The organism is Paenibacillus chondroitinus NBRC 15376, assembly GCF_004000765.1.
Lineage (GTDB): Bacteria > Bacillota > Bacilli > Paenibacillales > NBRC-103111 > Paenibacillus_E > Paenibacillus_E chondroitinus.
Map to the genome: position 1 here is coordinate 140,182 of NZ_BILW01000007.1, position 12,647 is coordinate 152,828.

Here is a 12,647-nt window from a genome sequence, read left to right on the forward strand (position 1 = left end):
AGGAAAACGATTGAAATACAACGTCATTGAACGAGGCGATGATATCTCCAAGGAGCTGACTGCACGGTTCCACGCGCTCGCCGCAGAACAAGGTATGCCAAGGGATGAAGAGAATCCCGACATTGTCCTTTCCATTGGTGGAGATGGGACGATGCTGCAAGCCTTTCACAATTATGTACATCGATTAGATCACATTGCTTTCGTCGGGCTTCATACCGGACATCTAGGCTTTTTCGCAGACTGGAAGCCGCACGAATTAGATCATCTAGCTTCACTCGTGTTCAATGTGAGCACCCCTGAGGACCTTCATGTTGTCCAGTATCCTGTTGTCGAGATCGAAATCACAACTGAAAATGGCGTGGAGACGCACCTGGCTCTCAACGAATTTACGCTGCGGGGCATTGAAGTATCGCTCGTTGCACGTCTGCACATCAACGACGAAATGTTCGAGATGTTCCGCGGTGACGGAATCTGCATATCCTCGCCGGCGGGAAGCACGGCTTACAACAAAAGCTTGGGCGGAGCCATGGTGCATCCTTCTTTGGAAGCCATTCAGGTTGCCGAGATTGCTTCAATCAACAATAGAGTTTACCGAACTTTAGGCTCGTCCATGATTTTGCCAGCGCACCATCACTGTGACATTTATCCCAAAGCACATCAGAATATGCTGCTTTCTCTTGATCATAAGTACATGCAGCGCAACGATGTCGTTTCTATTCGCTGCCGCGTTGCTTCCCATGTCAAAGTAAAGTTTGCCAGATTCCGTCCTTTCCCTTTCTGGAACAGGGTTCGCGAAGCTTTTGTAGGATTAGAGTTAAAATAAGCCAGAAAAAAGACGCCTTCCTTCCTCTTGCGAGTGGGAATGGCGTCTTTTTAGTTAATTGCTCATTTAACTCCTATGACGTGGTCGTCGATGGCTCAGAAGGAACCTGCTGTTGCTGCTTGTTTCCATTTACTTTTTCAATAATGAAATACGCGCAGCCAAAGTTGCAGTACTCATTCAAGTAATCCTGAAGAGCGGCAATGGAGGTTTCCTTCGTTGCTTTGGGGTGGATTTCCTTGAAGAAACCTCTCAGCCTTAATTGGCTGTACCCCCAATCGCCAACAATATAATCATAACGCTCTAAAACTTCGCTGAAGCGTTCTTTAAATACTTCAAAGTTCCAGCCATTTTTATGGTCGGTAACGAGCTCGTATGTTTTATTGGCAATATGAATCATGATGGTAGAAAGCTCTCCTTTCTATGACTCGTTTGTGTTCTAAACGTTCGATGCGGATTTAACCTGCTCATGGGCATGGTAGGAGCTGCGCACCAATGGCCCAGACTCAACGTGTTTGAATCCACGCTTCATGCCTTCTTCTTTGAGAACAGCAAATTGCTCAGGTGTGTAATATTTGGACACGGCCAGGTGAGTTGTCGACGGCTGCAAATACTGCCCAATCGTCATAATATCGCAATCGACGGCTCGCAAATCGTCCATCGTCTGCAACAACTCGTCCCACTCCTCCCCTACGCCAATCATGACGCTGGATTTGGTCGGGATGCTAGGAGCAATGCGTTTGGAACGTTGAAGCAGCTCCAACGAACGGCGATATTTCGCCTTGGAGCGGACGCGGTCGGACATGCGTTCCACGGTCTCCATATTGTGATTTAGAATATCCGGCTTCGCTTCAAGAACCGTAACCAAAGATTCTTCACGGCCCAAGAAATCAGGAATCAGCACTTCTACCGTGCAAAGCGGCAGCTTGCGGCGAATCGCTTTGATGGTTTCGGCGAAGATCATCGCGCCGCCATCCTGCAAATCATCACGTGCAACAGAAGTTACAACGCAGTGGCGCAGCCCCATTTGTAAAGCAGCATCAGCCACGCGTTCAGGCTCTTGCAGATCAAGCTCCGTAGGCAGCCCTGTTTTCACAGCGCAAAAACGGCAGGCACGCGTACAGATGTCACCCAAAATCATGAACGTAGCCGTTCGATTCGCCCAGCATTCATGAATGTTTGGGCATTTAGCTTCTTCACAAACCGTATGCAGCGTCTTCGAACGCATCATTGATTTAATTTCTTTGAAATTTTCATCTGTTTTCAGATTAATTTTTAACCAGTCTGGTTTTCTCTCTAATGGTTTTGTAGGCATTATATTTCCCGCCTTTTATTTGGTTTCTCAATGTTGTTATTATATCATGAATGCCTGACAAAACAATCCACTTTGCCAGCCAGTTGTGATACACTTATCTAGATGGACCAAAACAGCTCAGCTATTTACATATAGGCTGTATGGGAGGAAAGAAACATGAGCATACAAGAAGTAACGCGAGAGAAGGATCGCAAGCTTGGCGAAATTTTAAGAGGCATGGGTCGAGTATTGATCGCCTTTTCCGGCGGAGTAGACAGCACATTTGTCCTCAAGCGTGCACAGCAAGAGCTCGGTGATCAAGTTCTGGCCGTCACAGCCGCATCCGAAACATTCCCTACACGGGAATTCGATGCAGCCGTTGAGCTTGCTGAACAAATTGGTGTCCCGCTGTACAAAACAGAGGTCAAAGAATTGGAGAATGCCAATTTCGTCGCCAATAATCCGGACCGCTGCTACCATTGCAAAACGGGTCTTTATTCACATCTGCAGCAATTAGCCAAAGAATTAGGTTATCCCTATATTCTGGATGGTTCCAATATGGACGATCTCGGTGATTACAGACCGGGGCTGCAAGCCAAGAACGAACAGGGTGTCCGCAGTACGCTACAAGAGGCTGGGATGACCAAAGATGAAATCAGACAGCTTTCCAAAGAATTAGGTTTACGCACTTGGAATAAACCTTCTTTTGCTTGCCTGTCCTCCCGTATCCCCTACGGAACACAAATTGAGAAGTGGAAGATTGACCAGCTGGACGAAGGCGAGTACTTCCTTTCACAGCTTGGTTTATATCAAGTACGCGTACGTCACCATGAGAAAATTGCCCGGATCGAAGTCATGCCGGATGAAATACATAAAGTGGTGGAGCATCGCGACGCAATCTATGAAAAGTTCAGTAAGCTCGGCTTTACTTACGTAACGCTGGATCTGCAAGGCTACCGAACTGGCAGCATGAACGAAGTGCTGTCTAAGGAAACCAAAGAAAAGGTGAAAGAAGCATCCTTATGATGGACTTGGAAAAGATTTTGAAACTCGTACAGACGGGCGATCTGGACGTCGAAGAAGCCAAAAGGCAAATCATCAAGGAGGGCGGCGGCGAAGGCCCCGGCAACCTTGATCTCGGATTTGCCCAACTGGACATCGATCGCGAGAAGCGCACTGGCTTCCCCGAGGTTATATTCGGGGAAGGCAAAACCGCCGAGCAGATCGAGGCCATCTTTCGGCGGCTGATGGAACACACCGACCGCGTGTTAGCTACGCGGGTCGACGCAGTCAAAGCCGCCCATGTTATCGCTGCCGTGGAAGGCGTCACCTACCACGAAACAGCCAGGGCGCTCACTTGGTTCAAGCGACCGATGTTGAAAGTCCACGACGGATACATCGCCGTCGTGTGCGCAGGGACCTCCGACCTCCCCGTGGCGGAGGAGGCCGCTCTTACGGCAGAATGCCTGGGCAGCCACGTCGAACGCGTTTTCGACGTTGGTGTAGCCGGCATTCACCGGCTCTTCCGCCGGCTGGAACTTATTCGCGGTGCTAACGCGATTGTGGTCGTTGCCGGCATGGAAGGCGCGCTCGCCAGCGTGCTTGGCGGGCTCGTATCCAAACCTGTCGTCGCTGTGCCGACGAGCATCGGGTATGGCGCACACCTTGCAGGCGTGGCTCCGCTCTTGTCCATGTTAAACAGTTGTTCACCTGGTATCTCTGTCGTAAACATTGACAACGGCTTTGGAGCTGGCTATTATGCAGGGCTCATTAACAAAAATATGTCGAAACGAGCGTGAGATTCGTACCATGCGTATTCTATATTTGGACTGCTTCTCCGGAATCAGCGGCGATATGACACTTGGCGCTTTGGTTGATGCAGGGGCAGACCGGGCTTATATTGAAAGCGAGCTAACCAAAATTAAGCTTGAACCGTATGTCCTGGAATGGAAGCGTGTAATTAAGCGTGGAATTTCCGCACTTAAATTGGACGTTATCCTAGATCCGGAGTTCCCGCCTAAGAAACATCGTCATTACTCAGAAATTGTCAAAGTCATTCAAGGAGCTGGATTTAATGATCGTGTCACATCGCTCAGCTTAGCCATTTTTGAGAAAATTGGCATCGCTGAAGCGAAAATCCACGGAATTCCAGTTGAAAAAGTGCATTTCCACGAAGTCGGAGCTATCGACTCCATTGTCGACATCGTCGGTGTAGCCTTGGCTATCGACTCTTTGCAAATCGAGCGCATCTTCGCATCCCCTGTACCGTTAGGCTCAGGAATCATTCATATTGATCATGGCACATACCCGGTTCCCGCTCCGGCAACCTTGGAAATGATGCGTGGTTTACCTATCGCTTCAACGAACCATAGCCTTGAAATGACCACGCCAACTGGCGCAGGTATTATTTCCGGAATAGTGGACGAGTTCTCCAAAAGCTTTCCGCCAATGATCGTAGACACCATCGGATACGGGGCAGGCACAAGGGATTTGCCTAATCAACCTAACGTGCTTCGTGTCGTCGTCGGTAAAGTGGATCCTTTCATTGGGAAATGGCAAGTCGGTCATGAGCACATCGCGCATGAACATAACCATTCTCATGGCCATTCTCATGACGATCACCATCACCACCATGATCATGATCATCAACACCCGCATACGCACGATCATCAATAAGAGCAAAAAGCCTCTTCCTGAACTTTAGGAGGAGGCTTTTTTGTGCTGCAGCATAAACTGCATTCTAACTTCTTCATAGACCAATTTCAACGGTACTTGATACTCTTTGGCTATCCGTTCACATTCTTTAAATTCAGGGGCATACTGCACCAATTTACCTTGGTGATAACCTACTTTTACCGTTAATAATCCCCATTTGGTATCCACTTGCTCGAATTCTCTACCTAATCTATGGCAGGAAGCGTGCATATATCGAATGCCCAGCGTCGTTGTTTCGCTAAAGATTACGTCTTCTATGGAAGAAAGTCGTGCCGCTTCAACCAGCACATTCAACATAATGCCTGGCCGCCCTTTTTTCATAATAATCGGTACCACATAGACATCATTAGCTCCAACATCGAAGAGCTTGTCCATAATATAAGAAACCCACTCTGGATTCATATCATCCAAGTTCGCCTGAATTAACAACATCCCATCGTCAACATGCTCTTCCCTGTGATTAAAACTCACTCTTCTCACCTCATACAGGCATCATAGCAAAAAATGGTTGAATACGAAAGTTGTAAGGATAAACATCCACAGAAGAGTACATCCTAAGAACTAACATTTCAGGAAGGATGATAGTGATGAAAAGCAAACCTTTTTTGGCGCGGGTTCTAGCTTGTTGCCTCCTCCTATCAGTAGCCGAATCAGGGACTTACTCACGTATGGCGGCTTCCCAAGCTGCTGGATCTGAACAGTCTTATGCCCCAGCTCCGTCGAAGGTTAACCCCAACCTGAACGCTGAGCGGAAAGAACTATTTGAGAAAACGAGTATAATTTCTGATATCCCTTGGGCTTACTTAGCTGCTGTCGATCAATATGAAAGAACAATGAATATTGCTAAGAAAAGGCCTGTGCACAAAGGAATTACAAGCATCTACTTCCCTGAGTCGGATTGGGCCGGCATGCTGAATCCAGACCAACAGGATACGAATCCAAAAAGCATTTCCTTTTTTCACGGCTACGGACGAGATGGCTCGGGGGATGGGATCGCAGAACGAAACAACGATCTGGATTTATTAGCCTCAATGGCCTTTCTCATGAGTAGAAACGGAACAAAAGAGGAAAATTTACTCATTAACCTATGGAATTATTATCAAAACTCACGCAGCGTCGAGCGCATCAAACAATTTGCTACTATTTTTAATACACTTGGCACACTCGACCTTGGAGAACATGCATTCCCACTTCCAGTGAGCGCGGACTACTCCTATCGTAGCACTTGGGGAGACAGCCGCGGCTGGGGAGGGCACCGCTCTCATGAAGGAACGGATTTATTTGCTCGGCATGGAGTGCCTGTCAGAAGCACTTGCTACGGTATAGTAGAAGTGAAAGGTTGGAATCCATATGGCGGGTGGCGAATTGGGATTCGCGATGTGAACAATATATATCATTACTACGCCCATCTTTCCGGCTTTCAAAAAAGTCTCAAAGAAAATGATATTGTCAAACCCGGGCAAACCATCGGTTGGGTTGGCAGCTCGGGTTACGGCAAACCTGGAACGTCAGGGAAATTTCCGCCCCATCTCCATTTTGGTCTTTATCGGGATAATGGGTTAACGGAATGGAGCTTCGACCCTTACCCCTCTCTCCGAAAATGGGAACGCGAAGATCAAAATAAAAGAAGAAAATAAGCCGCTCCCTTATGGAGTCGGCTCTTTTTGTATCGTTTCTTGTGATTGAATTGCGTCTCCCTTTGGTGCCGTTGTTCCGACATTCGGAACCTGCGGAAGCGATAAGCTGGGCAGTCCTGCGTCCTTACTCCCTCCTACAGGATTGCCTTTGTTATCGTAATAATAAGTTGGAACATCCCCAACTACAAGGGAGTATGAAATTGGTATCTCCGTTTCTACAATCTCTGTATCTGAGTCAAAGGGGATAATAACCGATACTTCAGCAATAATGCGGACATAAACTTCAAACATCACCATATTAATCCCTGCATTTTGAGAGCGCGTGTTTAAATCAACTTTCACATTGCCAACCGGCAGCAGCCTAATTGGAATATCAGGACCAAACGAAGCGAGAATCGCACTGTTCATCGCTTGCCCAACTGGAATGTGCTCAGAGATGGATTGTAAATGATCAAGCTCACCTTGCACGGTTTTTATTGTATCTGATGTGATGCGCATATGTTCATTATAATTTAACATGAAACCTGTTATTTTTCCATTTTTATCCATTTTCCAATCGATAAGCTGCTCTGCTTTCGTATTCCCTGCCACATGATCCGCAATGGCGCTATTGATCGCCTGAGTGGCAATCTGCTTAATTCGAACTTTCGCCAAGTTCATCAGTGGTGGTCTAAGATTGTGTTCAACATAAATAAAAAACTGCACACAAAATAAGACAAAGATGAGAAGACTGATTAACAGCACCTTTTTGCGGTTTGATTTCCCTGTAGGTCTGCTTCTCCACCGTCGCCTTTGCAGCATCCCATTCCCCCCTTGCCCCGCTTGTCATTAGTACTACCTTATGCGGACATGGAGTGAAAAAGAAGCCTAGGAGCTGTCCTTCTTCCCGCTGGATCCCGCCCCCCTCTACTGTTCCATTGTTCATATGCTATGGGCACTATCCCATTCACTCAGAAGTATAAAAATGATTTTACATATAATTATTTCCAAAAATGTATTGCAATAAGAACGTATGTTTGATATTATTTGAATAGGAACATAAGTTCTCAATTTTCATTTCAGGGAGGGCTAGATGGATTTTTCTTATATGTCTTACGAGCAGTTTAAGAGTCGTTTCTCCACTGAAGATCTTTGCGCGCAATATATTTTTCACATGAAATGGCCTGAAGGCTTTATCTGCCCAAAGTGCAGCCATCGACATGCCTATATAACCAAAACTCGTAAACATCCTTTATACGAATGCAGCGATTGTCGTTATCAAGCCTCTCTAATCTCAGGAACCATTATGGAAGGTAGCCGAACCGAGCTGCGCAAATGGCTGTTAGCCATATTCCTCGTCTCCCGTACCGATCAGGGAACTACAGCTATGAGTCTTTCCAATCTCATTCAGGTTACTTACAAAACCGCTTGGCTAATCTTACATAAGATTCGATCCTTTATTCAAAACTCCGACACACAGAGTCTCCTCTCAGGCTCCGTTCGAATTCATTCAGCCATTTATGGCCGCCCATTCAATCCTTCTGTCCATAGACACCCACAAGAGCACCTTCTTCTCGTAGGTTCATCAAGTAATGAATCATGCGACTCCAGCTACATCAAAATAAAACATATACAGCTTTCATCCCCAAAGGAAAGGCATATTTCTCGTAACGAAATTCGTACATTTCGCAAACAGCATATTGAAACTGACACACAGAATGTCGAGATTATTACTGGTTTCTACACTCCACAACGTCTACGTCCATTGCTCGAAATTGCCAAACAAGCTAGCAGCTGGATTAACCAAACCTTTCATGGTCTTGGAGCCAAACACTTACAAGCATATTTAGACGAATTTTGCTATCGCAGGAACCTCTCCGCAAGGAACATTTCTATTTTCACTCATTTAAGCGAGCTTTGTTTTTCCGAAAACGGCACACACATACAAATGATCTGAGTCACGGGGATAGTGGCTATATGCAGAGCCAACATATATTAAACCACCTTCAAGGAAGGTGGCTCAGAAATTTACATGTATTAGTGATAAAAGATTAGTAACGATCCATAATCAGCTGAGTTTTCAAAGAATCTTGAGCTAGAAACCATCCTTTACCTTGCAAATACGTAATGAGTTCATCATGCTTGGCTGAAGCTGTCGATTGACTAGTTGTTTTGAATGATGCTTCTACAACATACTCTGTCCCTGTGCCTGCTGCATTCCGCATTGGCCATACTTCGATGTATAGTTGCTGACCGCTCCAAGTACCAATCGAACGTTTGGCAAGTACAGGGCCATAAATACGGGAGGAAGACAGTTTACTAGTCCCCCATCCGCTTGAGACCCAGTTATTAAATTTATCAGGAGCATTGTTGATAAGAAGACTGCGTGAATCAGCTTGGTTAGGAAGATCCATACCGCTATAACCTGATTTGCTGCCACTTTTCGTACGAGTAATACTTAAGGTTTTCTTTTGGTAACCCCATTCAACTTGAGCTTCATATCCTGTATCCCCTGCATTGAAGCCCTCTTGGTTAGCTAAAGTTAGCGCGCCATTGATATCATTACCTGTGATGGCATAACGTTTTTTATAACTAAGTTCGAAATCATTTTCGCCTTCTGTTTTGCGAATTCTCGGACTCCATCCATTGTTGTAAATATCTTCAGCATTCGTGTCGAGAAATTGAACATTCATTTTCGTTACGGTTTCCGGCATACCAAAAGCTGATCTCACGGTGCTTGTTAGCTTGAAGTCCGACCCAAGAACGGCACTCGGATTAAGAAGAAGCTTGACCTCATAATCCGGAACCATGTTGCTTGCAGCCGATGCAGAGTGAGGGGCACCCCCAAATCCAACTAATGCACTTGTTCCTAAGAGTGCAGCCATGACCAACTTTAATGCCTTTTTCTTAAACATTATTTCAACTCCTCTACGTTTTTGGAAAGGTTTCCCTCTCAGACAAGAGCATAAAGAAGTTTTGTCATTGGATTGTCAGCTGAACGTGTCTTTTTTGTAAAAGAATTTACTCACTCTGGACACAATCACGCAAGTACTGGAAAAAACTATCAAAGAATGAAGACCGAATCCGATCTTCGTTGTATGTGAAATAGATATAACGTTTAAAGGGATTTTGGGGGATTTCACGATACACCAGCTCTTCTCGCTGCATCTCTTTTGCAATTGCCATCTTTGAAATAATCGAGACGCTGTCGCCGGTTAAGACCGCTTGCTTGATGGCCTCCAAGGAGTCCATCTCCATGACGGGTTTCAGTTCAATGCCTAAGCTTTTGGCCCATTTTAATGTCATGGTACGCGTGCTAGACTCTTGTCCATGCAAAATAAAAGGAACGTCCTTTAATACCTCTGGATGAAGATTAGGTTGTCTTGCCAAGCGATGTTTCGGGTTAAAAAAGAAAACCAGCTCGTCCTCACATAACGTTTCCCCGATTAGGGGCGCCCACTGAAAAGGCTCCGCCGACATAATGCCAATATCGATTTCATGATTCAAAAGCATTTCTTGAATGACTGGAGAGGTCCTGATGGTAAGCGAAATTGAAATTTGCGGATAAAGTTTAGAGAAGCCGCTTAAAATGCTCGGGAGCACATACGTGCCAGGCACGTAACTTGCTCCAATCTTCAAATGCCCGCTCCCTCTCTCATCAAACTCCTTCACAACTCTCTCCGCTTCTTGAGCCAACGCATTAATCTTCTTTGCATAGTGGTTCAAGGATTGTCCCGCTTCTGTTAAATGTACTTTTCCTGCTTTTGAATAAAATAAACCTACGCCTAACTCTTGCTCCAAGCTTTTCATATGGAAGGAAACCGTCGGCTGCTTCAACCCTAATTGATCGGCAACCGTGGTAATTCGTTTGTGTTTATCCAGTAGCTCTACGATTTGCAGCTTAATTAAATTCCAGTTCATTGAGAAACTCTCCTTATCCATCATGGCCTGCAAAATCATTATAGAAAAAATCTATGGAGAATAATAGTTTCCCAACAAAAACTTAACAATAGATTTACCTTAAGTTGACACTCCGCTAATTTTGCTCACCTAAACTAAGATTGTTCCTAAGAACGGAAGGAAGCTTGAGATGACTTTACAACTTCACGGTATCAACAAATCCTTCGGCGCCTCGCCGGCGCTCAAGGACATTCAACTAACCCTTACCAAAGGGAAATTTACAACTTTGTTAGGACCATCTGGGTGCGGTAAGACAACATTGCTCCGAATCATTGCAGGTCTAGAGTCTCCAGATCAAGGTGAGATTCATTTGGGAGATGTTTGTCTCTTCTCCAAGAGCCGCAGAATTAACCGCCCGGTTCATCAACGAGATTTTGGTATGGTGTTTCAGGATTTTGCCCTTTGGCCGCATTTGACGGTCTTGGAGAATGTTGCTTTTGGACTCAAGGCAAAAGGTGATACAACAAATTGGCGTCAACGTGCAATGGAAGCTATTGATTTGGTTCAACTTATGGGAATGGAGAAGCGATATCCCCATCAACTGTCCGGCGGACAACAACAGCGGGTCGCACTTGCCCGGGCCATTGTGGTGCGTCCACAGCTTGTCTTATTCGATGAGCCCATGAGTGCTTTAGACGCTCTATTGCGCGAAGAAATGCGTATCGAACTTATGAATCTGGTACGAAATATTGGCTTTACAGCCATTTATGTGACGCACGACCAGATCGAAGCCATGTCCATGTCGGATGAAATTGTCGTCATGCAAAGCGGGGTCATTTTGCAAAAAGACACACCTGAGGCCATTTATCGTAAGCCTACCCACCCATTTACAGCCCGTTTTATCGGTAAGACCAATTGGCTGGAGACGGACAAGCGGCTCATTCGCCCTGAACATATCCGGTGGGAACGCTTGACGGAGGAAGACCTTGTGTATTCAGGGGTAGTACAAGCTGTCAGCTATATCGGCGAGCGCTATGAAATCAGTGTAGATGTTGGTGAAAAGGAAGTTTGGATGGCCTATCATCCATCACGCTTGGCGATAGGTGAAAAGGTAAACCTTTATATTTCAAAAGAACAGATTCATGAATTGTAGAGAGTTGAAATCAACCAAAATTGAGAGGGTGCATGTAAAATGAAATCGAAAATGAAGAAAAACTTTCAAATGAGTACCATAGCTTTGATGTCCGTTCTATTAGGTGTTAGCTTAACTGGCTGCGGTACAGCAAGCAAAACCTCCAATTCAAGCCCATCTACTGCTACTCCAGCTGCGCCAACTGCTTCAACGGCTGCCGCAACAGTAGCACCAACGCCTGAAGCTAAAAAGCTTAGCGGAAAAATTGTTGTTTATAGCGCAGGCCCGGCTGATCTCGCTACCAATATCCAAAAAGGCTTTAAAGCCAAAACAGGTGTGGAAGTTGAAATGTTCCAAGGCACGACAGGTAAAATTTTAGCTCGTATGGAAGCCGAGAAAGCAAATCCTGTTGTTGACGTCGTTGTCTTAGCTTCCCTCCCTTCAGCAATTGGTATGACAAAAAGCGGATTAACACTACCTTTCAAAGAAGCTAAAAATGCCGACAAGTTGATTTCAGATTATTCCGATAAAGATGGGAATTATTTCAGCTACAGCTTGTCTGCACTAGGTATTGCTTACAACACCAAGACGGTTACCAACCCTCCGAAAGAGTGGAGCGATCTAACCAAACCAGAATGGAAAGATAAAGTGAATATTCCGGATCCTGCTCAGTCAGGTTCAGCACTTGATTTCATGACAGGCTACGCGAATAAAAACGGTGATTCTGCTTGGGACTTGTTTGGTAAAGTGAAAGCTAATGGCGCTATTATTGCAGGCGCAAACCAAGAAGCTATGGATCCTGTTATTTCCGGTGCTAAAAGCATTGTAATGGCAAGCGTTGACTACATGACATATGCCTCCAAAGCAAAAGGCGAGCCAATTGATTTAATTTATCCTGCAAGTGGGACAGTCATCTCACCACGCCCTGCCATGATTATGAAGTCCAGTAAAAATGTAGATGCATCTAAGGCATTTATTGAATACCTACTTTCTGACGAAGCGCAAAAAATGGTTACTGACTCCTACCTGCTTTCCGGACGCAGCGATATCCAAGTACAAGGAAGAGTAAGCGCGAAAGACATTCCTGCCATTAAGGTTGACTGGAATTGGATGAATGATAATCAAGCCGGCGTGACACAGAAATTTACGCAGTTGTTCAAAAAGTAAGCT

At 45.4% G+C, this 12,647-nt stretch carries 14 protein-coding genes; 8 read left to right on the forward strand and 6 right to left on the reverse strand.

The annotated features are described in order from the left end of the window. The first annotated feature begins 10 nt into the window (after window positions 1-10). Window positions 11-823, forward strand: coding sequence for an NAD kinase (locus tag PCH02S_RS11440; RefSeq protein ID WP_127453034.1), 813 nt, complete (start codon window positions 11-13; stop codon window positions 821-823). Window positions 824-896: 73 nt separating this feature from the next. Here the strand turns inward: PCH02S_RS11440 and PCH02S_RS11445 are convergent, their stop codons facing one another. Together PCH02S_RS11445 and lipA are read right to left on the reverse strand one after the other, a co-directional pair. After that, window positions 897-1,220, reverse strand: coding sequence for a YutD family protein (locus PCH02S_RS11445; protein ID WP_127453036.1), 324 nt, complete (start codon window positions 1,218-1,220; stop codon window positions 897-899). Between the two features lie 39 nt (window positions 1,221-1,259). Further along, entirely contained in the window at window positions 1,260-2,135 is an 876-nt protein-coding gene (gene lipA, locus PCH02S_RS11450; RefSeq protein ID WP_127453038.1) for a lipoyl synthase, read from the reverse strand. 156 nt (window positions 2,136-2,291) lie between these two features. On the opposite strand from lipA, the gene larE reads away from it, so the two are divergent. Genes larE through larC form a run of 3 tightly spaced genes read left to right on the forward strand, consistent with a single transcriptional unit; the run spans window position 2,292 to window position 4,790 of the window. Continuing rightward, window positions 2,292-3,140, forward strand: a complete 849-nt coding sequence (larE, locus tag PCH02S_RS11455) for an ATP-dependent sacrificial sulfur transferase LarE (protein WP_127453040.1) — start codon at window positions 2,292-2,294, stop codon at window positions 3,138-3,140. Continuing rightward, window positions 3,137-3,913: a nickel pincer cofactor biosynthesis protein LarB gene (larB, locus tag PCH02S_RS11460; RefSeq protein WP_127453042.1), complete on the forward strand. Its 777-nt coding sequence runs from the start codon at window positions 3,137-3,139 to the stop codon at window positions 3,911-3,913. The genes larE and larB overlap by 4 nt, the downstream gene beginning before the upstream one ends. Beyond that, entirely contained in the window at window positions 3,873-4,790 is a 918-nt protein-coding gene (gene larC / locus PCH02S_RS11465) for a nickel pincer cofactor biosynthesis protein LarC (protein WP_246069037.1), read from the forward strand. The genes larB and larC overlap by 41 nt, the downstream gene beginning before the upstream one ends. Before the next feature lie 24 nt (window positions 4,791-4,814). Here larC and larC2 read toward each other — a convergent pair whose 3' ends face one another. Beyond that, window positions 4,815-5,300 (reverse strand): nickel pincer cofactor biosynthesis protein LarC2, encoded by a 486-nt coding sequence (larC2, locus tag PCH02S_RS11470; RefSeq protein ID WP_127453044.1) that lies wholly within the window; start codon window positions 5,298-5,300, stop codon window positions 4,815-4,817. Window positions 5,301-5,407: 107 nt separating this feature from the next. On the opposite strand from larC2, the gene PCH02S_RS11475 reads away from it, so the two are divergent. Next, window positions 5,408-6,466, forward strand: a complete 1,059-nt coding sequence (locus tag PCH02S_RS11475) for a M23 family metallopeptidase (protein ID WP_407670062.1) — start codon at window positions 5,408-5,410, stop codon at window positions 6,464-6,466. A gap of 9 nt (window positions 6,467-6,475) precedes the next feature. Here PCH02S_RS11475 and yunB read toward each other — a convergent pair whose 3' ends face one another. Next, a complete protein-coding gene (gene yunB, locus PCH02S_RS11480; RefSeq protein WP_246069038.1) occupies window positions 6,476-7,267 on the reverse strand; it encodes a sporulation protein YunB in 792 nt (263 codons plus the stop codon). A 271-nt stretch (window positions 7,268-7,538) separates the two neighbouring features. Between yunB and PCH02S_RS11485 the strand changes: the two genes are divergently transcribed. Then, the gene (locus tag PCH02S_RS11485) at window positions 7,539-8,402 is read left to right on the forward strand and encodes a transposase (protein WP_127453046.1); all 864 of its coding nucleotides are present in this window, start codon (window positions 7,539-7,541) and stop codon (window positions 8,400-8,402) included. Between the two features lie 94 nt (window positions 8,403-8,496). On the opposite strand, the gene PCH02S_RS11490 is transcribed toward PCH02S_RS11485, so the two are convergent. Both PCH02S_RS11490 and PCH02S_RS11495 read right to left on the reverse strand, forming a co-directional pair. Next, window positions 8,497-9,360, reverse strand: a complete 864-nt coding sequence (locus tag PCH02S_RS11490; protein ID WP_127453048.1) for a hypothetical protein — start codon at window positions 9,358-9,360, stop codon at window positions 8,497-8,499. 106 nt (window positions 9,361-9,466) lie between these two features. Next, on the reverse strand, window positions 9,467-10,366 hold the full coding sequence (locus tag PCH02S_RS11495; protein ID WP_127453050.1) for a LysR family transcriptional regulator: 900 nt from the start codon (window positions 10,364-10,366) through the stop codon (window positions 9,467-9,469). 169 nt (window positions 10,367-10,535) lie between these two features. Between PCH02S_RS11495 and PCH02S_RS11500 the strand changes: the two genes are divergently transcribed. Together PCH02S_RS11500 and PCH02S_RS11505 are read left to right on the forward strand one after the other, a co-directional pair. Next, window positions 10,536-11,498 (forward strand): ABC transporter ATP-binding protein, encoded by a 963-nt coding sequence (locus PCH02S_RS11500; RefSeq protein WP_127453051.1) that lies wholly within the window; start codon window positions 10,536-10,538, stop codon window positions 11,496-11,498. A gap of 39 nt (window positions 11,499-11,537) precedes the next feature. Then, complete coding sequence (locus PCH02S_RS11505) at window positions 11,538-12,644, forward strand: ABC transporter substrate-binding protein (protein WP_127453053.1); 1,107 nt, start codon at window positions 11,538-11,540, stop codon at window positions 12,642-12,644. Window positions 12,645-12,647: the final 3 nt, after the last annotated feature.

What these genes read in the sequence shown, in the direction of transcription:
- PCH02S_RS11445 (WP_127453036.1), bottom strand. Translation starts at nt 1,220, where the DNA reads ATGATTCATATTGCCAATAAAACATACGAGCTCGTTACCGACCATAAA.
- lipA (WP_127453038.1), bottom strand. Translation starts at nt 2,135, where the DNA reads ATGCCTACAAAACCATTAGAGAGAAAACCAGACTGGTTAAAAATTAAT.
- larE (WP_127453040.1), top strand. Translation starts at nt 2,292, where the DNA reads ATGAGCATACAAGAAGTAACGCGAGAGAAGGATCGCAAGCTTGGCGAA.
- larB (WP_127453042.1), top strand. Translation starts at nt 3,137, where the DNA reads ATGATGGACTTGGAAAAGATTTTGAAACTCGTACAGACGGGCGATCTG.
- larC (WP_246069037.1), top strand. Translation starts at nt 3,873, where the DNA reads ATGCAGGGCTCATTAACAAAAATATGTCGAAACGAGCGTGAGATTCGT.
- PCH02S_RS11475 (WP_407670062.1), top strand. Translation starts at nt 5,408, where the DNA reads ATGATAGTGATGAAAAGCAAACCTTTTTTGGCGCGGGTTCTAGCTTGT.
- yunB (WP_246069038.1), bottom strand. Translation starts at nt 7,267, where the DNA reads ATGCTGCAAAGGCGACGGTGGAGAAGCAGACCTACAGGGAAATCAAAC.
- PCH02S_RS11485 (WP_127453046.1), top strand. Translation starts at nt 7,539, where the DNA reads ATGGATTTTTCTTATATGTCTTACGAGCAGTTTAAGAGTCGTTTCTCC.
- PCH02S_RS11490 (WP_127453048.1), bottom strand. Translation starts at nt 9,360, where the DNA reads ATGTTTAAGAAAAAGGCATTAAAGTTGGTCATGGCTGCACTCTTAGGA.
- PCH02S_RS11495 (WP_127453050.1), bottom strand. Translation starts at nt 10,366, where the DNA reads ATGAACTGGAATTTAATTAAGCTGCAAATCGTAGAGCTACTGGATAAA.
- PCH02S_RS11500 (WP_127453051.1), top strand. Translation starts at nt 10,536, where the DNA reads ATGACTTTACAACTTCACGGTATCAACAAATCCTTCGGCGCCTCGCCG.
- PCH02S_RS11505 (WP_127453053.1), top strand. Translation starts at nt 11,538, where the DNA reads ATGAAATCGAAAATGAAGAAAAACTTTCAAATGAGTACCATAGCTTTG.